The 20,771-nt window shown below is 29.1% G+C and carries 20 protein-coding genes; 14 read left to right on the top strand and 6 right to left on the bottom strand.

Annotation, left to right across the window (positions count from 1 at the left end; translation table 11 throughout):
* Positions 1-76 precede the first annotated feature (76 nt).
* Positions 77-901 (bottom strand): RluA family pseudouridine synthase, encoded by an 825-nt coding sequence (locus HMPREF2561_RS10470; protein WP_017176396.1) that lies wholly within the window; start codon positions 899-901, stop codon positions 77-79.
* Between the two features lie 137 nt (positions 902-1,038).
* On the opposite strand from HMPREF2561_RS10470, the gene HMPREF2561_RS10465 reads away from it, so the two are divergent.
* The 8 genes from HMPREF2561_RS10465 (at position 1,039) to yhaM (ending at position 10,478) form a co-directional block, all read left to right on the top strand.
* The gene (locus HMPREF2561_RS10465) at positions 1,039-2,148 is read left to right on the top strand and encodes a GAF domain-containing sensor histidine kinase (RefSeq protein WP_017176395.1); all 1,110 of its coding nucleotides are present in this window, start codon (positions 1,039-1,041) and stop codon (positions 2,146-2,148) included.
* Positions 2,149-2,162: 14 nt separating this feature from the next.
* On the top strand, positions 2,163-2,786 hold the full coding sequence (locus HMPREF2561_RS10460) for a response regulator (protein ID WP_017176394.1): 624 nt from the start codon (positions 2,163-2,165) through the stop codon (positions 2,784-2,786).
* A 249-nt stretch (positions 2,787-3,035) separates the two neighbouring features.
* Positions 3,036-3,500: an XRE family transcriptional regulator XdrA gene (locus HMPREF2561_RS10455; RefSeq protein ID WP_002449642.1), complete on the top strand. Its 465-nt coding sequence runs from the start codon at positions 3,036-3,038 to the stop codon at positions 3,498-3,500.
* Positions 3,501-3,720: 220 nt separating this feature from the next.
* A complete protein-coding gene (locus tag HMPREF2561_RS10450) occupies positions 3,721-4,851 on the top strand; it encodes a DUF445 domain-containing protein (RefSeq protein ID WP_017176393.1) in 1,131 nt (376 codons plus the stop codon).
* Positions 4,852-4,922: 71 nt separating this feature from the next.
* On the top strand, positions 4,923-5,267 hold the full coding sequence (locus HMPREF2561_RS10445; RefSeq protein WP_017176392.1) for a YlbF/YmcA family competence regulator: 345 nt from the start codon (positions 4,923-4,925) through the stop codon (positions 5,265-5,267).
* Between the two features lie 150 nt (positions 5,268-5,417).
* The gene (locus HMPREF2561_RS10440; RefSeq protein ID WP_048682396.1) at positions 5,418-6,614 is read left to right on the top strand and encodes a DNA repair exonuclease; all 1,197 of its coding nucleotides are present in this window, start codon (positions 5,418-5,420) and stop codon (positions 6,612-6,614) included.
* Positions 6,604-9,540, top strand: a complete 2,937-nt coding sequence (locus HMPREF2561_RS10435) for an AAA family ATPase (protein ID WP_017176390.1) — start codon at positions 6,604-6,606, stop codon at positions 9,538-9,540. Before HMPREF2561_RS10440 ends, HMPREF2561_RS10435 begins: the two co-directional genes overlap by 11 nt.
* The gene (gene yhaM / locus HMPREF2561_RS10430; RefSeq protein WP_017176389.1) at positions 9,537-10,478 is read left to right on the top strand and encodes a 3'-5' exoribonuclease YhaM; all 942 of its coding nucleotides are present in this window, start codon (positions 9,537-9,539) and stop codon (positions 10,476-10,478) included. Before HMPREF2561_RS10435 ends, yhaM begins: the two co-directional genes overlap by 4 nt.
* 58 nt (positions 10,479-10,536) lie before the next feature.
* On the opposite strand, the gene HMPREF2561_RS10425 is transcribed toward yhaM, so the two are convergent.
* The 4 genes from HMPREF2561_RS10425 to HMPREF2561_RS10410 all read right to left on the bottom strand — a co-directional run bounded on the left by HMPREF2561_RS10425 (position 10,537) and on the right by HMPREF2561_RS10410 (position 13,439).
* Complete coding sequence (locus HMPREF2561_RS10425) at positions 10,537-11,496, bottom strand: peptidylprolyl isomerase PrsA (RefSeq protein ID WP_017176388.1); 960 nt, start codon at positions 11,494-11,496, stop codon at positions 10,537-10,539.
* A 224-nt stretch (positions 11,497-11,720) separates the two neighbouring features.
* Positions 11,721-12,278: a DUF3267 domain-containing protein gene (locus tag HMPREF2561_RS10420; RefSeq protein WP_017176387.1), complete on the bottom strand. Its 558-nt coding sequence runs from the start codon at positions 12,276-12,278 to the stop codon at positions 11,721-11,723.
* Between the two features lie 199 nt (positions 12,279-12,477).
* On the bottom strand, positions 12,478-12,861 hold the full coding sequence (locus tag HMPREF2561_RS10415; protein WP_002449632.1) for a YtxH domain-containing protein: 384 nt from the start codon (positions 12,859-12,861) through the stop codon (positions 12,478-12,480).
* A 152-nt stretch (positions 12,862-13,013) separates the two neighbouring features.
* Positions 13,014-13,439 carry an HIT family protein gene (locus HMPREF2561_RS10410; RefSeq protein ID WP_017176386.1) on the bottom strand — a complete coding sequence of 142 codons (426 nt, stop codon included), beginning with the start codon at positions 13,437-13,439 and terminating at the stop codon, positions 13,014-13,016.
* Positions 13,440-13,573: 134 nt separating this feature from the next.
* On the opposite strand from HMPREF2561_RS10410, the gene HMPREF2561_RS10405 reads away from it, so the two are divergent.
* Positions 13,574-14,311, top strand: a complete 738-nt coding sequence (locus HMPREF2561_RS10405) for an ABC transporter ATP-binding protein EcsA (RefSeq protein WP_048761762.1) — start codon at positions 13,574-13,576, stop codon at positions 14,309-14,311.
* Complete coding sequence (locus HMPREF2561_RS10400; RefSeq protein ID WP_017176384.1) at positions 14,308-15,531, top strand: ABC transporter permease EcsB; 1,224 nt, start codon at positions 14,308-14,310, stop codon at positions 15,529-15,531. Before HMPREF2561_RS10405 ends, HMPREF2561_RS10400 begins: the two co-directional genes overlap by 4 nt.
* Positions 15,532-15,586: 55 nt before the next feature.
* Here the strand turns inward: HMPREF2561_RS10400 and HMPREF2561_RS10395 are convergent, their stop codons facing one another.
* Positions 15,587-16,087, bottom strand: coding sequence for an antibiotic biosynthesis monooxygenase (locus HMPREF2561_RS10395; protein WP_017176383.1), 501 nt, complete (start codon positions 16,085-16,087; stop codon positions 15,587-15,589).
* A gap of 247 nt (positions 16,088-16,334) precedes the next feature.
* Between HMPREF2561_RS10395 and hemE the strand changes: the two genes are divergently transcribed.
* From hemE to HMPREF2561_RS10375, 4 genes are all read left to right on the top strand, one after another.
* Positions 16,335-17,372 (top strand): uroporphyrinogen decarboxylase, encoded by a 1,038-nt coding sequence (gene hemE, locus HMPREF2561_RS10390; RefSeq protein WP_017176382.1) that lies wholly within the window; start codon positions 16,335-16,337, stop codon positions 17,370-17,372.
* A gap of 45 nt (positions 17,373-17,417) precedes the next feature.
* Positions 17,418-18,341 carry a ferrochelatase gene (gene hemH, locus HMPREF2561_RS10385; protein WP_069723826.1) on the top strand — a complete coding sequence of 308 codons (924 nt, stop codon included), beginning with the start codon at positions 17,418-17,420 and terminating at the stop codon, positions 18,339-18,341.
* A gap of 17 nt (positions 18,342-18,358) precedes the next feature.
* Positions 18,359-19,753, top strand: coding sequence for a protoporphyrinogen oxidase (gene hemY, locus HMPREF2561_RS10380; RefSeq protein WP_048682829.1), 1,395 nt, complete (start codon positions 18,359-18,361; stop codon positions 19,751-19,753).
* Positions 19,754-19,857: 104 nt separating this feature from the next.
* Entirely contained in the window at positions 19,858-20,418 is a 561-nt protein-coding gene (locus HMPREF2561_RS10375) for an RBBP9/YdeN family alpha/beta hydrolase (protein WP_017176379.1), read from the top strand.
* The last annotated feature ends 353 nt before the right edge of the window (positions 20,419-20,771 follow it).

The following is a 20,771-nucleotide window of genomic DNA, read 5'->3' as shown; positions in this document are numbered from 1 at the left end:
TAACATTATCAATTGAAATGCTCCTTTTAAAGATAATGCTTTGATCTGCGTTATCTAAAAGGAGCATTTTAAAAATTTATTCATCATCTAAACTTACAGAAATCAATTCTTGAGTAAGTGGGTGAGTGAATTCAATCTTATAACTATTCAATTCTAATTGACGTAAGGTAGCATCTCCATATAATGGATCACCTATGACAGGATGACCAATTTCTGCTAAATGTACACGTATTTGATGGGTACGTCCTGTATCTAATTTTATTTCCAATTGACAAATGCCTTCTTTAATCATTTTTGATGTTAAGATATGAGTGATAGCTCGTTGTCCGGTATTAGAAATACGACGCTTATTGGGATGAAATTTATCTTTACCGATTGGCATATCAATTGTTTGTGGTTTTAGAGGTAGTAATGCTTTTACATTGGCACGATAAATACGTGTAATTTGATTCTCTTCAAGCATTCTATCTAGTATTTTTTTCATTAAAGGATTTTTAGCAACAATTAATAATCCCACAGTTTCTTGGTCTAGACGATGAATCGGTTCAACGTAGTCGCTATCCATAGTATAGATAACATGGTTCATTAGTGTATTGCTTTCTTTTAAATCATTTGGATGAGTTTTAACCCCTTTAGGTTTCATTACAATAGCTAAATCGTTATCTTCATATGTAATCTGTGCGTAACGATAACTTGGTAAATAATTACTTTTTTCTTCAGGGATAGGAATATAAACAACATCATTTGTGACAACTTTATCTGTCAATTTACTAGGTTGTTGATTAATCGTGATATCTTTAGACATATTTAATTGGTGTAAGTCTTTTTTTGGTAGTTTTAACTTTTGAAAAATTTCACGTAACGTATAATTATTGAAAGTTTCAGGTACATTGAATTTCATAATATCCTCCTATAATATTCTGTTTAATCATATCATAATTTACAATGATAATTATAATTGTTTTCATTAGTCTATTTTTAAATTTTAAAAATAAACGATATAATAATAAACGCAAAATAACAAAATGGGGCGAAAATATGGAAAAACCGACACGTTTAGCATTATTAAAAGAAATTGCAGAATATCTTAATGAAGAAACTGAATTATATAATATGATGAATAAAGTATTAGATTATTTAATCAATGGTAGCAGTTTTACAACAGGTTGGATTTTTTTAATCAATAAAAAAGGTGAACAAGAACTTGTAGCTAGCACTGATTTACCTCATTCATTAAAAAATAATAATTGTAAGTATTTAAATAATGGTACGTGTTGGTGTGTCAATGCTTATCATCATAAAAATTTAACAAAAGCATCTAATATTATAAATTGTTCAAGAATCAATTTAGCTAATCAAGAAAGTGAAAAAGATGATTATCTTATTACGCATCATGCGACAGTACCACTTAGATCAGGAGATGAACAGTATGGATTATTAAATGTCGCGACACCTCATACTGTAGTATATAGTCAAGACGATTTAGAGTTACTAGAATCAGTAGCTTTACAAATAGGTTCTGCAATTAAACGTATATACTTAACAGACCAAGAAAAAGAAGCAGCACGAATAAGTGAACGAAATCGACTAGCGCGTGATTTACATGATTCAGTTAACCAAATGCTTTTTTCATTAAAACTAACAGCTCATGCTGCACATGATATCACAGAGGATAAAACAGCTAAAAAAGCATTTAAGATGATTGAAGATACAAGTCAAAACGCAGTAAATGAAATGCGTGCGTTAATTTGGCAACTTAAGCCAATTGGTTTAGAACATGGGTTAGTGAATGCGATTCAACATTATGCGAATATGTTAGATTTAAAATTAAACATCGAAGTAAGAGGATTGATTAAATTATCCAATTTAGTTGAAGAAAATGTGTACCGAATGCTTCAAGAAGCTTTAAATAATACGAAGAAACATGCACAAACGAATCAAGTATCTATTAACATGCAACAAAATGAACATCAATTATATATTAAAATTTATGATGATGGAAAAGGATTTAATGTGAGTGATGACTTAAATCAAACGACGCATGGTCTAAAAAATATCAAGCAACGTATTCATAGTTTAGACGGAGAATTTAACATACAATCAGATAAACAAATGGGGACAACTATTTATCTTAATATTCCAATTTAAAGTAGGTGATAAATTTGGCAAGTATCGTTTTAATCGATGATCATCACATTGTTAGACAAGGACTAGAATTTCTAATTTCAACAGTTGAGGGTTTAGATATACAAGCAAGTTTTTCTGATGGTGACGCATTTATTAAATATTTAAATGAGAATAATATGCCTGATTTAGTATTATTAGATTTAGTTATGCCTAAAATGAATGGTATCGAAGTGACGCATTATATAAAAAAATATTACCCATACATAAAAGTGTTAGTGCTTACAAGTTATGTGGATGATGAATATGTTATGTCTGCCATTAATGAAGGTGCTGATGGTTATGAAATTAAAGATGTTGAACCACAAAAGCTGATTGCTACTATTACTAAAGTATTAAATAATGAGAAAATAATACATCCAAAAGCTAAAAATGTAATTGATGCAATGCATGAAAAACCACACTTTAATAATAAATTATCTAAAAGAGAGATGGAAGTATTAAAAGAGATGGTGAAAGGTAAGACAAATAAAGACATTGCAAAAAGTTTATTTGTATCTGAGAAAACAGTTAAAACACATGTCAGTCATATATTTAATAAATTACAAGTTTCAGATCGAACACAAGCTGCTATATATGCTATTGAAAATAAATTAATATAAATTGAATAGATCTATTAAAAATAAAAACGGTAATTTTAAAATATGATAATGATAGACAAATGACTTGTTTTATTAGTTTAATTATTTTGATAATTTTGCCATTTATAAAATTATACGTAAAAACAAAAATTTCTCTTTTCATTTTATTGAAAATATATTAAGATGTAATTTGTGTTTCAAGAAATGTGTATTATTGCAATTTCTTGCGTCCGGATAAAATAACTCCTATTAGAAAGGTAGAGAAGAGTAATGGATAGACAGAGTTTTACAGATTTAATTCAAACAAAATTTAAAATGGTGCGTATTGAAGCAGGATACACACAAGATACTATGGCACAAACAATAGGTCTTTCTAAAAAAACACTTGTTCAAATCGAAAAAGAACGTGTATTACCAAATTGGACAACTTGTGTATCAATTTGTGCTTTATTTAGAGATTCAGATGTTTTAAATAACACATTTGGTTGCGATCCATTAGAAATTGTACAAACAATTTCAAGAAACCATTGTGCATATCCTAATCATTCTACAACAAGTGATATTTATTGGAATACAATGGAAACGCGTAATGGATTTATTTTACAAAGTAATAAAGTAAGTAATATCTACAGAGTGCTTAATCCTGAAAAACAACCTATTTTTGGAACATCTAAATTAAGAGAAGCAGAAACTTACTTTAATAGAAATGCTAAAGAAGAATTAATGCACGTTTAATTTTAATATAAATAAGATATAGTGATAGAAGAGTTGACCTTCAACTGAATCACTATTTTCAATTAATAATGAATTCACTGTAATTTTGCGATGAATTCATTATTTTTTTATTTCAAAAATTTGTAAATATAAATGTACGTTGAACTATTAAGTTATGCAGTTTACATTTGTCATGGTATAATTTTGCTATTGCTTATATAAAAATTAAGGAGTTATTTAAATGCAAGCAGTATTAGTAGTCATCTTTATGATAGTAATAGGAGCAATCATTGGTGGTGTCACGAATGTTATAGCTATTAGAATGTTGTTTCATCCCTATAAAGCTCATTATATATTTAATATGCGAATTCCATTTACACCTGGTTTAATACCTAAAAGAAGAGATGAAATAGCTACAAAGATAGGGCAAGTGATTGAAGAACATCTCATTACAGAAACTTTGATTCACAACAAACTAAATGAAACGAAAACTAAAGAAACAATTAATGAATTAGTTAAGGAGCAAATAGCGAAATTAAAAAGTGATCAAGCTACAATTCGTTACTTTGCTGAGAAGTTTGATGTTAAAATAGATTACTTAGTCAATGAGAAATTAGAAGATACAATTTCACAAAAGCTATTAGCTTTTTATAATGAACATCGAAATGAAGAAGTGATTAAGTTACTACCAAAAGAAACTAAGCGAATGATTGATAAGAAAGTCGAGCCATTAGGAGATTTATTATGCGAAAGAGCTCGTGTTTATCTGTCATCTGATAAAGGCGCTCGTGATATTTATGACATGCTCGATACATTTTTTAATGAAAAAGGTAAAATCGTTGGATTACTACAAATGTTTATGACAAAAGAAAGTATTGCAGATAGAATCCAACATGAATTGATTCGTTTAACCAATCATCCTAAAGCAAAACGTATTGTAAACCAAGTGATTGATAATGAATATGAGACGCTGAAACGACAATCACTTAAGAAAATCATTGATGAGGCTCAATTTTCAAAACTATCAGACTCAGTTACATTACTTATTACTTCATATTTAAATTTAAATGAAAAAATAGATAAACCACTTAATCAACTATCACCAAGATTAATGCAATATTTAGAGACAACGTTATCAGATAAAGTTACACAACTTATTATTAGTCAAGCATCCAAACATCTCTCAACGATAATGCAAAAAATTAATCTACGTAAACTAGTAGAAGATCAAATCAATACATTTGATTTAGATTACATTGAAAAGTTGATTATTGAAATTGCTAATAAAGAATTAAAATTAATTACCTTATTAGGATTTATTTTAGGTGGTATGATTGGTCTTTTCCAAGGTTTAATCGCAATTTTTGTATAACTAATCATAATATGTTATGGTATTAAAGAGTTGTCAAAACATCATTATTACACGAAGGAGTGCAATTTAAAATGGCAGTAAATTTATATGATTATGCAAATCAACTAGAACAAGCATTAAGAGATAGTGATGAATACAAAGCTATTAAAGATGCTTTTGCTAAAGTTAAAGAAAATGAAGAATCTAAAAAATTATTCGATGAGTTCCGTGAAACTCAAATGAATTTCCAACAAAAACAAATGCAAGGTCAAGAAATTCCTGAAGAAGAATTAGCTAAAGCTCAAGAACAAGCTCAAGCTATTGAAAAAGATGAAAATATTTCACAATTAATGCAAGCAGAACAAAAAATGAGTCAAGTTTTCCAAGAAATTAATCAAATTATTGTAAAACCTTTAGACGAAATTTACGTTGACTAATTAATAATTTAAGTAATGGACACTACGCGATTTTTTCATAAAATCGCGTAGTTTTTTTATGTCAAAGTTCATCGACCCATATTCATAAGATATGGTAAAATATAGTAATACATAAAGATACCTTATCAAACAATTAAGGAGCTTAAATTAATGGTTAAATTTATTCACTGTGCAGATTTGCATCTTGATAGCCCTTTTAAATCTAAACAACAATTATCGACAAGTATTTTCGAAGATGTACAAAAAAGTGCCTATGAGAGCTTTAAAAAAATTGTAGATGTAGCATTAAAAGAAGATGTTGATTTTATGTTAATTGTAGGAGATTTATTTGATAGTGAAAATCGCACATTACGTGCTGAAATTTTTTTAAAAGAGCAATTTAAACGTCTAGAAAAAGAACAAATATTTGTATACATATGTCATGGGAATCATGATCCTTTAACAACTAGAATTACAGATAATTGGCCTAATAATGTATCAGTATTTTCAAATCGTGTTGAAACCTATCAAGCGATTACCAAAGCTGGAGAACAAATTTATATTCATGGTTTTAGTTATCAAAACAATACAAGTTATGAAAATAAAATTGATGAATATCCATCTAGTCAAGGAAGTAATGGTATACATATAGGAATGCTTCATGGAACTTATAGTAAATCTAACATAAAACAGCGTTATACTGAATTTATGTTAGAAGATCTTAATCATAAACTGTATCATTATTGGGCACTCGGTCACATTCATCAACGTCAAGAACTAAGTGATATGCCGCCTATTCACTATTCAGGTAACATTCAAGGTCGTCACTTTGGTGAATTAGGAACTAAAGGTTGTTTGCTTGTAGAAGGGGATCATCTACATCTTGAAACAACTTTTATCCCAACTCAGTTTATACGTTTTGAAGAAGCTACAATTAAGACTGATAAAATTTCAAAACAAGGTATCTATGAGGAAATTCAAAAGTTTAAGAAACAAGTTCGTGAACAAGGTAAAGCATTTTATAGATTGACGATTAATATAGATAATGACAAAATTTTATCAACACAAGATATTCTTCAAATAAGAGAAATGATTAGTGAATATGAAGAAAATGAACATGATTTTATTGTCATTGAAGATATGATTCTTAATTATATACAGAATGAAGAAACACCTCTTATAAATGAATTTTCTAATGAACTCATAAACGATGACAAAGTGTTTGAAGAGGCAATGACAGATTTATATTTAAATCCAAGAGCTTCAAAATATTTAGAAGACTACACCACTTTCAATAAGGCAAAACTCATTCATCGAGCTGAGAAAATATTGAAAGCAGATATGAGAGGTGAAGAAATTGATTATTAAATCACTTGAAATATACGGTTATGGTCAATTCGTACAACGTAAGATTGAATTAAATCAGACTTTTACCGAAATTTATGGGGAAAATGAAGCAGGTAAATCAACCATACAATCATTTATTCATTCAATTTTATTTGGTTTTCCCACAAAGAAAGAAAAAGAACCGCGTTTAGAACCTAGATTGGGAAATCAGTATGGGGGCAAGCTAACGCTTATTTTAGATGACAAATCAGAAATTGAAGTTGAGCGTGTAAAAGGTAGTGCTCAAGGTGACGTAAAAGTTTATTTAGAAAATGGATTGATAAGAGATGAAGCATGGCTTAAGAAGAAATTAAACTATATTTCAAAAAAGACATATCAAGGAATATTTTCATTTAATGTACTTGGTTTACAAGATATACATCGAAATTTAGATGAACAACAATTACAAAGCTATTTATTAGAAGCTGGTGCTTTAGGATCTTCTGAATTTACATCTATGGGGCAAATTGTTAATCAGAAAAAAACTACGCTTTATAAAAAAGCTGGAAAGAACCCAATTCTAAATCAACAAATTGAAGAACTAAAACAATTAGAAGCACAAATAAGAGATGAAGAAACCAAATTAGACGAATATCAACGTCTTATAGATGAAAAAGATAAATCAGAACGCCATCTTTCTCATTTAAAAGAAAATCTTAAGCAATTATCAAAAATGCATGAAAATAAGCAAAAGCAGTTAGGACTTCATGCTCATGCGCAAGAATGGAAATCGCTTGAGCATCATTTAAATATCGAACCGTTGAAATTCCCAGAGCAAGGTATTGAACGATATGAAACTGCATTAAAATATAAACAATCACTTGATCGAGATATAGGATTAAGGGATGAGAAGATAAGACAACTAGAAAATGAATTTAATTTAATTCAGATGCCTGATGATAGAACTGTGAGTGATATGTATCATCTTTATCAACAAGAGAGTGATATCAAGCAATCTGAATTAAAAGCTAAGGCTTTAAAAAAGGAAATAGAAACTTTCGAACGTTCTCAGCAAACATTAAAAGATGATATCGGTTGGAATGAAGTTTATCATGAAGCGGATACTTCTGAAACAATGAAAGATTATATAAGTGAAAAAATTAAAAATCATAATCACCAATTAAATCAAAAGCAACAAGTTGAACGTATGATTGGTGAGCATAATATTGAAAAAAAGGAAATTGAAAAGGAAATTAAGTTATTAGAAAGTGAACTAGTTTCTGAAACAGCACTTGAAAAGAAAAAAGAATATAATCAGCAAAAAATAGAATTACATGAAAAAGAAAGTTTATACTCAAAATTAAAAGCTTCCTTTGAATCAGAAAAAGAAAGAAAACAAAAGCAATATCAATGGTTGAAAATCAGCTTTATCATTTTGGCTTTGATGAGTGCTGGTTTGACTATTTTTGCATTTATTACAACTAGTATCACTTTTAGTATTATTTTTGCAATTCTCACTGTGATATTTTTAGTAGGTTTATTCTTTAGTAAAAATAAAGATATTGATTATAGTGAAACAATTAGTGAGGAAATTAGTGATTTAGAACAACAACTTAAAGCACTCGAAGATAAATACGATTTAGATTTTAATCTAGATGATCAGTACCAATTGCGTGAACGTTGGAATAATGCTAATAATACTAAATCAGTACTTTCTAATAAACTTAATCATCAACATTCGATTTTATCAGATATTCAGTCTTCAATTGATGCATTAGCACAGGATATTTCTGAAATCAAACAAGACATTAAAGTATCTGATAAAATGTCAGATGAACGTTTAGTAGATAGTTTGAAAACAATGAATCAACTTAAAGTTAATGATAAACAACTTAATAAATTATTATTAGAGAACATAGAGTTAAATCAAAATTTAATTAACTTCTATGAGCATGCTCAAGATGTTACTAAAGATAGTTTCGACGAGTTTAATAAAATTTCATTATTTAATGATTTGAAAGGTTGGATTTCTCAGTATGAAAGTAAAAAAGAAAAGAAATCTCAATTGCAAAATCAATTAACCCTATTAAGTAAAGAATTAAAACAGTTAGAAAGTCGTTTGGATGAAAATAAAACGACTATAAACGAGTTGTTTAAATATATTGAAGTTCAAAATGAAGAGCAGTATTATCAACATTACGAAGCTTATCAACGTTATCAACAACAACTATCACGATTCAATGATTTATCTACTTATTTGAGTAATCACGAATTCTCTTATGAAGATAGTTCTGTTTTAAGTGAAAAAACAACTGCTCAATTAGAAGAAGAAGATCAAATGTTAGCTCAACAAGTTGATGATTATAATGATAAATATTTGGAGAAACAAACTGAAGTGAGTGAACTTTCTGCACGTATTAATCAAATGGAAACAGATAAAACACTATCTCAATTGCGTCATCAATATTATAATTTAAAAAATAGAATGAATGATATTGCTAAAGATTGGGCGAGCTTAAGTTATCTTGAGACACTAATTAATGAGCACATTAAACAAATTAAAGATAAACGACTACCATATGTGATAGATGAAGCCATTAATATTTTCAAAACATTAACTGATGGTAAATATAATCTAATTACTTATGAAAATGATTCAATTAAAGTTAAACATCGAAATGGACAAATGTATCATCCACTTGAATTAAGTCAATCAACGAAAGAGTTGCTATATATTTCATTGAGACTTAGTTTAATTAAGGTGTTGAAACCATATTATCCATTCCCAATTATCATTGATGATGCATTCGTACATTTTGATAAACAAAGAAAATCAATGATGTTAAACTATTTAAGAGAATTATCTCAAGAACATCAAGTATTGTACTTTACTTGTACAAAAGATACTACGATTCCTTCTCGAGAAATGCTGATATTAAATAAAAAAGAGGAAGGCGGGAAACGATGAGAAACGTAGAAAAATTAAATCCTGGTGATTCGGTGGAGAATTTTTTCTTAATCCACAGAGCGACACAAGGTGTAACAGCACAAGGTAAAGACTATATGACATTATATCTTCAAGATAAAAGTGGAGATATTGAAGCTAAACTATGGACTGTCACAAAAGATGATATGAAAATCCTTAAACCAGAAATAATTGTATGGGTAAAAGGGGATGTTATTAACTATCGTGGCCGTAAACAAATGAAAGTCAATCAATTTCGATTAGCAACAGCAGAAGATGGAGTGAAAACTCAAGACTTTGTAGATGGTGCGCCACTTTCACCTAACGAAATTCAAGATGAGTTATCACATTTTATCTTAGAAATTGAAAATGCACATTTACAACGTATTACACGTCATTTATTAAAAAAATATCAAGATAAATTCTTTACTTATCCTGCAGCAAGTTCTCATCATCATAACTTTGCAGGAGGATTAAGCTATCATGTATTAACGATGTTAAAAATTGCAAAATCATTGTGTGATATCTACCCATTATTAAATAGAAGTTTGTTATATAGCGCGATTATTTTACACGATATTGGTAAAGTAAGAGAATTAAGTGGACCAGTTGCAACAACGTATACGGTAGAAGGTAATTTGCTTGGACATATTTCAATAGCAAGTGATGAAGTTGCTGAGGCGGCAAAAGAACTTGGTATTGATAGTGAAGAAGTCATGTTATTGCGACATATGATTTTAGCACACCATGGAAAAATGGAGTTTGGTTCTCCTAAATTGCCACATCTAAAAGAAGCAGAAATTTTATTCTTTATTGACAATATTGATGCAAAAATGAATATGTTCGATAAAGCATTTAAGAAAACTGAAAAAGGACAATTTACTGAAAGAATCTTTGGTATGGATAACCGTCAATTTTATAATCCAGAGAAATTAGATTAATATTAATAGACGAAAAAAGGTCGGAACATATTGTTCCGACCTTTTTGATTTATGAAAATTATGAAGATAATCCTGATGAAGCACTACTACTTTGTTGTTCTTTTAATTTTTCTGGATTAAGTATAGTATCTTCTACAGATTTTTTAATATCGCTATCTTTATAATCTACGTTGTATTCTTTCAATAAGTCTTTATAAGCATTTGTCAATAGTTTTGGATTTTTTTGAACTTTTTGTTCAATAATTTTTGTTTTTAATTGAGATTTTTGTTTATTAAAGTCATCTTCTTTATCAGCTTTGATAATGTGATAGCCGTATTCTGTTTTAACAATGTCAGAAATTTGACCTTCTTTTAGTTTAAATAAAGCTTTATCAAATTTATCGACCATTTGTCCTTTAATAACATAACCTAATGACCCGCCTTTTTTAGCTGAAGCAGAATCCATTGATTCTTTTTTGGCAATGTCATCAAATTTATTTGGATTTTTTTCAACTTCTTTTTGAATTTTTTCAGCTTTTGCTTTTGCTTTTTTATCTGATAAACCTTCTTTATCACTATCAGATTTAACTTTAATTAAAATGTGTGATGCTTTCTTAGTATCATCTTTTATTTCTTTGTCAGACACTTTAACTTTATCATTAAGTAATTGTTTTTGGTAAGCAGATAGTCTTTTCTGTTCTTTGTAATCATCAAGGGTCATACCCTGTTGTTTTAGCATACTTTCAAATTGATCTTTACCACCATATTGTTTTTCTTCTTTTTTAATATCATCATCGATACGCTTAGTATCTACTTTGTCTTTATATTTATCAGCTAATATTTTATTTAACTCAATACTAAATGATGTGCTAGCAATTTGATCTTTACCAATTTTATCCATAACATCTTTAACGGTTACATTACCAGCTTTTGAAGAAATTAATGTATTATCTTTAGAATCTGTAGAATCAGAACTACATCCTCCAAGTAATAAAACACCTGCTGTAACAGGGACAATGAGTTTATTCATAATTTTCATAGTTGATAGCTCCTTTTTGTATGTTAACAAAGTTACTATAACATAATATAATTATTCCACCAATTAATAAAAGGTGATTTACAACTAAAGTATTAGATGAAAAATAATTTAAAAAAAGTCTACGATATCATTCAATATCATAGACTTTTTAATATATTCAAAATAACCAGTAGACTGTATTTTAATTTTGAGTGAATACGTTTATAATTACCCTTCTTTATATATTAGAACTTTGAATGGAATGGCACTTTTGTCAGTAAATTAATGCCTGTTTGGTGTTCTTCAACAAATTGTCCTTCTTTTGAAAAAAGAATAATTTTTAAATATAAAAAATCCATAACTGATAAACCAAGATTTAAGGCAAATAAGAACATAAAATAATGTCCATAACTTGGAAAATGATAAGTTAGGAAAATTAAAATGCTTGTAATTATTAAAAATGGCAAAATAAGATTAATGCAAAAATAAAACTTGCGGACAGGCGTATTCACATACGTATTAAAATAAGGAAGCCATTTTTTCTTATTTAACTTGTGCCATCTAAACGCATGAATATAAGGTAAAAAGAAGAATAAATGTATTGTTTTGTGAATAGGGTACATAAGAATGATAAATAATATTAGAAGTAAAAAGTATTTATCTGATAAAGGCGTTTTTACAAAATAATACATAATCTCATAACTAACTAAAAACGCAATAATAGTTGTTACAATACTTAAAAACGCAATTCTTGGAACACCAAATCGCGCATGGATATCTATATGACGTTTACATAAAAACATAACTCCACCTCGAAAATAGGTCGTTTAATATACGATAGGTATTATCTAACTAACTTGAGTTATCGTCAAGACAATTTTTAATAGCTATTGTAATATAGAGCAATGTTTTTATATTAGATTGTATATTTATAAAAAAAGCCATAAAGAAATCTATTAATATAAATTTCTTCATAGCCAAATTGAGCTCAATGTTAGAGTTCTATTTGTTATTATTCTTATCTTCTGAAAATGTATTACTAATTTCTTCGCCACGATTTTGAAGATTTTCAATATGAGATTTTAATTTTTCAATATTAGGATTGATATCAGATTTAAAATCTCCGATTAAAGTCTTAAATTCGTTAGCAATGTCGCTACCTTGTTGTACACCGTCATTTTTCACTTGCTTACTATAATCAATAATATTATAGAAACTACGTTTAATTGTTTCGATTTCTCGTTCTAATTCTGAGCGAGCACCAGTAGGAACTTTTTGTCCAGAGGCATTAGCATTATATCTTTGTTGATCACGATTCATCCATGATACAGCAATACCAGAAGCAAGTCCCACACCGATACCAAATAATACACGTGTAACTTTCATTTTTTATTCTCCTCACTATTATGTCGATTATAGAATAAATCATATCATTTTATGAAGTAAGTAACGATTGACTTAAGCTACTTACTATAATTATTACATTGACATATTGATTTCATTTTATATTACCCATAAATGATATTCAATATGCAGAATTATTCAAATTGAGCTTTAATTTGTTCAGCAATATCTTTTTTCTGTTCATCGCTAATTTCATTTTCATGAGTTTCCCATTGATAACCAAAACCATCGATATCATTTTTATATCGAGGTAGGAAATGGAAATGCAAATGAAATACTGACTGATCAGCATATTCACCATTATTTTGAATAATGTTTAATCCATCAGGTTGAAATGCTTTTTTAATGGCATTTGCTACTTTTGGAATAGCAGCTCCAATGTGTTTCATTGTTTCTTCATCAGTTTCAAAAATATTAGGAGAAGCTTTCTTCGGAATTAAAAGTGTGTGTCCTTTAGTAACTTGAGAAATATCTAAAAATGCATAAACATAATCGTTCTCATAAACCTTATAGCTTGGAATTTCACCAGTAAGAATTTTACCAAAAACAGTTTCTGACATAATTAAATGCACTCCTTTAACCTATTTTTACTCATTATTATAACATTGTTATTTTAAAAATTCGCTAATGAGTTATAGCAAACCTTAGTAGTTATATAATGATTTTGGTACAATATAACTCATGGAGGTGCCTTATGACAGTTAAAGTTGAACATTTAACAGGAGGATATGGTAAACGTCCTGTTATTGAAAATATAAATTTTGAATTAAAAAAAGGTGAAATAGTAGGATTAATTGGTCTCAATGGCGCTGGAAAAAGTACGACCATTAAGCACATGCTTGGATTATTAACGCCAATGGAAGGAACACTTTCTATTTCAGATACCAATATTAATGATGATATCGAAATCTACCGTCGTAAACTATCATATATTCCTGAATCACCAGTCATTTATGAAGAATTAACATTAGAAGAACATATAGCCATGACTGCTATGGCTTATCAAATAAGTAAGGAAGAAGCAATGAAACGTGCGCGTCCTCTACTAAAAACATTTAGACTTGAAAATGAACTTAATGTTTTTCCTAGCCATTTTTCAAAAGGAATGAAACAAAAAGTAATGATTATATGCGCATTTATTGTCGATCCTGAACTTTATATTATTGATGAACCATTTCTTGGTTTGGATCCATTAGGTATACAATCCATGCTTGATTTGATGGTTGAAAAGAAAAATGAAGGGCGTACAGTACTAATGAGTACCCATATTCTTGCAACTGCTGAAAGATATTGTGATCGATTCATTATTTTAGATAAAGGAAAAGTGGTTGCTTTTGGAAATTTAGAGGAACTACGAGAACAAACGGGTCTTAAAGATCAAACTCTTGATGATATTTATATCCATGTTACGCAAGGTGGTCAAACGACATGAATAATGAAGCCATAGCATTATTTAAACAACGTTATGACGCAATAAAAAAAGAAAAACATTATTATAATAAATTTATTTTTAATGGTCACTTTACTGTATTCTTAGTTATTTTATTAGGAGCCTTCATATTAGGTTATGGTCAATGGTTACAACATATTCCTAAAAATATAGATTATGCATTCTTAGCAAGTATTGTAATTGCTTTAACTTCAATCTTTCCATTTCGAACATTTTTAAAAGATGCTGACAAGTTATTTTTGCTTCCTTTTGAGAAGAATATGGAAGATTATATAAAATTAGGCCTAAGATATAGTTATTTTAACCGTATAATATTACAAATAGTGTTATTAATTGTATTATTTCCATTGTTTTATAAGCTTAATCAACAATTAGTTGTATCTTATATCGTGATGAGTGTTTTAGCGCTTATTCATCCTATTTTAGGACTACGCTTAAAATGGCAATGGTATCGTGCGAGATTGTCTCAATGGATATTAAATGTCTTAATATTTTCACTTAATTTTATAACGTATTATCTAATTTTAGGGAAACAATTATATTTTGCCATTTTATTAACAATAATTTTCTTTGGCATGGCGTACCTTATACCTAAATTTAAGAGTCTTACGTTATTTCCATGGGAACAGTTGATTTCAGTAGAAGAAAGACATCATACAAATTATTATAAATTTGTAAATATGTTTACAGATGTTAAGCATTTAAAAGAAAATGCAGCAAGACGCAAATATTTAGATTTTCTTTTACCCACACCCAAAGGACGTCGTTTTAATTCGCACAATATGTATCTTTATTTATTTGTGAGAAGTTTTGTAAGAGGAAAAGATGCATTAAGTATTATTCTTCGACTTGTTGTCATTGCACTTGTACTTATGATTTGGCTGTCTCATCCACTTGTTTCTATTATTATTGGTAGTTTATTTATGTATATTATTTTATTGCAAATGTCTCAGTTTTATACGCAGCAAGCGTATGGACTATGGCCTCAGGTTTGGCCTGTATCAGATAGTGAAGTGATCAAAGGATATGAAAAATTCTTATATCGCCTTATGATTATGATAGGTATTATTTTCGCAATCATTTTTATCATCTTTTATATAAAATACTTCTTTTTTGCAATTGTATTCTTTATTGTAGGATGGTTAACGATTAGAAGTACGATTAAAAAATTGCAATATCAGGAAACTTTATTAAGAGATTAAAAAAAGAGGGAACTTAAGATGTATTAAACACATACTTAAGCTTCCTCTTTTTATGTTAATCATTAATAGGATATAAATATCTTTCAAAATAACTTGAATGTTGACTGCTTGAGCCAAAATAATGTCTTAATGCTTCTTTAGAAAAATAATCATTAAACATATCAGATGATTTAAAATCTTCGTATGTTTGACGATTAGCGAAGCCAAAGTAAATTTTATAAGTAGTACCTTCTTCAGGTCGTAAGAAACGATAGCTTTTAAAACCAGCAAATTGACTGAAATCTAAATTCAAATTCGAAAGACGTTTTTCTAGTTGATTGACATGATCTTCTGAACTTGGAATGAAGATAGCTGAATAGAAATGTTGATGATTAAGCTCATTGATTTCATTAACAACTTCATAAGTAGTAGGGTGTTTAAGTATAGATTTATCTTCGGATTCTTCAATAATGACTGAAGAATCATTAGTTGAATAAATAAACAGATGATTTTCAGGATGATTTAAACGAATTTGATTTAAATAGTCATAAGTTCCATAAGTTGTATATATTTTCATAAGCCATACCTCCTTTATTTATGTATATTATACGATTAAATGATAAGACTAGCTATTATAAATAATTTAAATAAGAAAATAAATTGTGAATAATTTATTTAAATCAATTCACTTATAATTACAAATTTAAAATTAAAGAATAGATAGACGTGCTTTGTCATTTTTATGACATTTAATATTTAAGAAACGCGAAATCTTTTATGTTGTGATATTATGAATAAGAATGATTTTAATTTAGGAGGATAAAATGGTGCATAAAAAAAATAATACAATTTTACAAACAATTAAAGGGGAATCAACCTCACACACACCTGTGTGGTTTATGCGCCAAGCTGGCAGATCACAACCAGAATATCGCAAATTAAAAGAAAAGTATTCACTTTTTGATATTACACATCAACCAGAACTTTGTGCATATGTAACACATCTACCTGTTGATAATTACAATACTGATGCAGCTGTGTTATATAAAGATATTATGACACCACTTAAACCTATCGGAGTAGATGTTGAAATTCAATCTGGTATAGGTCCTGTAATCCACAATCCCATTAAATCTATGAAAGATGTGGAAAAATTAACTCAAATTGATCCTAAAAGAGATGTGCCTTATGTGTTAGAAACAATTAAAATTCTAACTGAAGAAAAGTTAAATGTACCTTTAATTGGATTTACGGGTGCTCCCTTTACATTAGCATCTTATATGATTGAAGGTGGACCTTCTAAAAACTACACATTTACTAAGGCAATGATGTATGGCGATGAAGAGACTTGGTTTGCTTTAATGAATCATCTTGTAGACGTTTCAATTAAATATGTAACAGCTCAAGTTGAAGCAGGTGCAGAATTGATTCAAATTTTTGATTCATGGGTAGGCGCACTTAATGTACAGGATTATCGATATTATATAAAACCATCTATGGATCGTTTAGTCCGTGGAATTAAAGAACATCATAATATTCCTGTTATATTATTTGGTGTAGGGGCTAGTCATCTCATTAATGAATGGAATGATTTGCCAATTGATGTTTTAGGTTTAGACTGGCGTACATCTATTTTGAAAGCGGATCAATTAGGTGTAAATAAAACATTACAAGGTAATTTAGATCCTTCATTACTACTAGCACCATGGGATGTATTAGAAAAAAGAGTTAAAGCAATACTTGATGAAGGAATGCAAAGAGGTAAACATATATTTAACTTAGGTCATGGCGTTTTCCCAGAAGTTCAACCAGATACACTTAAAAAAGTAACACAACTGGTTCATGACTATACGCAAAAATAAAATTAGAATCATAAAAATTTATTTTTAAAAGGGAAGGTTTTAAGAATGACTAAAACAGTAGGTTTATTAGTAATGGCATATGGTACGCCATATAAAGAAAGTGATATTGAACCATATTACACAGATATACGACATGGTAAAAGACCAACAGAAGAAGAACTTCAAGATTTAAAAAATCGTTATGAATTTATAGGTGGGCTTTCTCCACTTGCAGGCACGACAGATCGTCAAGCTAAAGCACTTACAGATGCACTTAATAAAACATATGATGATGTAGAATTTAAATTATATTTAGGATTGAAACATATTTCTCCTTATATTGAAGAAGCAGTTGAAAAAATGCATAATGATGGTATTACAGAGGCTGTTACAGTCGTATTAGCTCCCCATTATTCAAGTTTTTCAGTAGGTGCATATAATAAACGTGCTAAAGAAGAAGCGGATAAATATGGTATACAACTACATCATGTTGAACGTTATTATCAACAATCTAAATTTATTGAATACTGGACAAATAAAGTAAATGAAACATTAGCTGAAATTCCAGAAGAAGAACATGATGAAACAATTTTAATCGTGTCTGCGCACAGTTTACCTAAAGGATTAATAGAACGTAATAATGATCCTTATCCTAATGAAATTAAAGATACTATGGATCGTTTAGAAGCTTCTACAAATATTAAACATGTAGCGCAAGGTTGGCAGTCAGAGGGTAATACAGGTACGCCTTGGTTAGGACCTGATGTACAAGATTTAACAAGGGAATTATACAATGAACATCATTATAAAAACTTTATTTATACACCAGTTGGATTTGTTTGTGAACATCTTGAAGTACTTTACGATAATGATTATGAGTGTAAAGTTGTTTGCGATGACATTGGTGCTAATTACTATCGACCAGAAATGCCTAATACAAATCCGTTATTTATAGGTGCGATTGTCGACGAAATTAAAACAGTTTTTTAAAAAGGAAGGGACATGTTGTGAGTAAAAAAGTTGCAATTATAGGTGCTGGCATTACAGGTCTAGCCAGTGCATATTATTTTAAACATTACAATGAAGACATAGATGTAACTATTTTTGAAGCAACTTCAAGACCTGGAGGTAAAATTCAAACTTATCGACGCGATGGTTATACTATTGAACTTGGTCCAGAATCCTACTTAGGTCGAAAAACGATCATGACAGATTTAGCAAAAGATATAGGTCTTGAAGATGATTTAATTACGAATCAAACAGGACAATCCTACATTTTTGCTAAGAACCAATTGTATCCTATTCCAGGCGGATCAATTATGGGAATTCCAACAGATATTAAACCTTTTTTAAAAACACGTTTAATTTCCCCTTTAGGAAAATTAAGAGCAGGATTAGATTTAGTTATTCCGCCTATTAAAATAGAAAATGATATTTCGGTTGGTGAATTCTTCAGAAAACGTTTAGGAAACGAAATGCTGGAAAATTTGATTGAGCCCCTTATGGGAGGAATTTATGGAACAGATATTGATCAATTAAGTTTGATGAGTACATTTCCTAATTTCAAGTATAAAGAAGAATCATATGGTAGTTTAATTAAAGGAATGAAAGATGAAAAACGCGAACGTACAAGAAAACGTCAGCTTTATCCAGGTGCTCCTAAAGGACAATTCAAACAATTTAGACATGGGCTAAGTTCATTTATTGAAGCACTAGCTAAAAATGTTGAACAAAAAGGTGTACACTTCAAATATAATACACCAGTAGAAGATATTCATATTCATAATGATAATTATGAGATTGTTACACATAATAGTCGGGAGACGTTTGATGGTTTACTTGTTACGACACCGCATCAAACGTTTATGAAATGGTTTAATCATGATTCAGCATTTAAATACTTTAATACTATGGATTCTACTACAGTTGCAACGGTTGTATTTGCATTTGATGAGAAAAATATCGAAAATACCTATAATGGTACTGGATTTGTCATTGCAAGAACCAGTCATACTGATATTACTGCATGTACTTGGACGACTAAAAAGTGGCCGTTTACTACACCAAAAGGTAAAGTATTATTACGTGCGTATGTAGGAAAACCTGGCGATACGGTTGTAGATGATCATACTGATGAAGAAATTGTAAATATCGCACGTCGAGATTTAAGTAAAATGATGACGTTTAAAGGTGATCCAGATTTTACCATAGTGAATCGATTACCAAAAAGTATGCCACAGTATCATATCGGTCATATGACTCAAATTCGCAATATACAAAATCATGTAAAACGTCAATATAACGGGTTACGCATTACCGGTGCACCTTTTGAAGCGGTAGGTTTACCTGATTGTATTCAACAAGGCAAAAATGCTGTTGAAGAATTAATAGACGAGTTATAAATAAAGCATAGTAAATAGGCACTTTTTAGAGGTTACATTTGTCTCTTTAAAGTGCTTTATTTTAAAATAAATAGTCATTATTAAGAAGAAAAGGAGAATAAAAAATGACAGATGTAATTATTGTTCATTCACAAATAGGAAATGCACAAAATCATTGGTATCAATGGTTAAAACATAACTTAGCACTCGAAGGATATAATGTACAATTGTTTAATTTAGATAAAGCGGATAATAAAAAATTAGATATGTGGCTAAAAACTATGAAACAACAAATTAAAATCAATCATCCCGATACGTATGTTGTAACACATGGCTATGGTTCAATCGCTGCTTTGAAATTTATTGAACAATTAGATTTAAAACGTCCAATAGAAGGCTTTTTTAGTATTGCTGGATTTAAAGAAGATGCTCAAGACATCGATGAATCTGTTAATTTAGATCATATTACCATTGATTATGATGAAGTTAAGAAAAAGGTGAAACACTTTCACGGTCTCGCTTCAAAAGATGATGAACATGTATCTTATAAAGAAACTGAAAAGTTATTACAAGCTTTAGGAGGATCAATTCGAATTGTTGAAGAAGGAGGGCACTTCCTAGAAGAAGAAGGCTTTGTTTCTTTCAGTGAATTACAAGAAAAAATGCAAAAATATATGACACAATAATGTTAGAGCGGGAAAGTATCAAATAGTAATATAAAGAGTAATAATAATTATGAGATTTTATACCCAAATTATCCCATAAAATAAAATTTTTTAAGTGTAGCGTTTTTTTACACAAATTAATTTATAATTTTTATTGACTATATAGGTGTTAATATATATACTAATAAAGTATTGAAAAAAGCACTAATTAAAAAATAATTATCTCATAATTATTTAAATTTATAATTAACGTATTGTAAAAATTATTTTAAAAAAGTGTTGACATTACAGTGGCTTAAATGATATATTAATTAAGTACTCATTTGAAGTGCTAATAATATTGGCGCGGGATGGAGCAGTTCGGTAGCTCGTCG

This window comes from Staphylococcus sp. HMSC069E10, assembly GCF_001809205.1.
GTDB classification, from domain to species: Bacteria; Bacillota; Bacilli; order Staphylococcales; family Staphylococcaceae; genus Staphylococcus; species Staphylococcus hominis.
The sequence above is the reverse complement of the archived record's forward strand: the minus strand, read 5'-3'. Positions and strand labels throughout refer to the sequence as shown.

Bases quoted from the DNA above. Each gene is read 5' to 3' on its own strand.
- HMPREF2561_RS10470 (WP_017176396.1), bottom strand. From the start codon at position 901: ATGAAATTCAATGTACCTGAAACTTTCAATAATTATACGTTACGTGAA.
- HMPREF2561_RS10465 (WP_017176395.1), top strand. From the start codon at position 1,039: ATGGAAAAACCGACACGTTTAGCATTATTAAAAGAAATTGCAGAATAT.
- HMPREF2561_RS10455 (WP_002449642.1), top strand. From the start codon at position 3,036: ATGGATAGACAGAGTTTTACAGATTTAATTCAAACAAAATTTAAAATG.
- HMPREF2561_RS10450 (WP_017176393.1), top strand. From the start codon at position 3,721: ATGCAAGCAGTATTAGTAGTCATCTTTATGATAGTAATAGGAGCAATC.
- HMPREF2561_RS10445 (WP_017176392.1), top strand. From the start codon at position 4,923: ATGGCAGTAAATTTATATGATTATGCAAATCAACTAGAACAAGCATTA.
- HMPREF2561_RS10440 (WP_048682396.1), top strand. From the start codon at position 5,418: ATGGTTAAATTTATTCACTGTGCAGATTTGCATCTTGATAGCCCTTTT.
- yhaM (WP_017176389.1), top strand. From the start codon at position 9,537: ATGAGAAACGTAGAAAAATTAAATCCTGGTGATTCGGTGGAGAATTTT.
- HMPREF2561_RS10425 (WP_017176388.1), bottom strand. From the start codon at position 11,496: ATGAAAATTATGAATAAACTCATTGTCCCTGTTACAGCAGGTGTTTTA.
- HMPREF2561_RS10420 (WP_017176387.1), bottom strand. From the start codon at position 12,278: ATGTTTTTATGTAAACGTCATATAGATATCCATGCGCGATTTGGTGTT.
- HMPREF2561_RS10415 (WP_002449632.1), bottom strand. From the start codon at position 12,861: ATGAAAGTTACACGTGTATTATTTGGTATCGGTGTGGGACTTGCTTCT.
- HMPREF2561_RS10410 (WP_017176386.1), bottom strand. From the start codon at position 13,439: ATGTCAGAAACTGTTTTTGGTAAAATTCTTACTGGTGAAATTCCAAGC.
- HMPREF2561_RS10405 (WP_048761762.1), top strand. From the start codon at position 13,574: ATGACAGTTAAAGTTGAACATTTAACAGGAGGATATGGTAAACGTCCT.
- HMPREF2561_RS10400 (WP_017176384.1), top strand. From the start codon at position 14,308: ATGAATAATGAAGCCATAGCATTATTTAAACAACGTTATGACGCAATA.
- HMPREF2561_RS10395 (WP_017176383.1), bottom strand. From the start codon at position 16,087: ATGAAAATATATACAACTTATGGAACTTATGACTATTTAAATCAAATT.
- hemE (WP_017176382.1), top strand. From the start codon at position 16,335: ATGGTGCATAAAAAAAATAATACAATTTTACAAACAATTAAAGGGGAA.
- hemH (WP_069723826.1), top strand. From the start codon at position 17,418: ATGACTAAAACAGTAGGTTTATTAGTAATGGCATATGGTACGCCATAT.
- HMPREF2561_RS10375 (WP_017176379.1), top strand. From the start codon at position 19,858: ATGACAGATGTAATTATTGTTCATTCACAAATAGGAAATGCACAAAAT.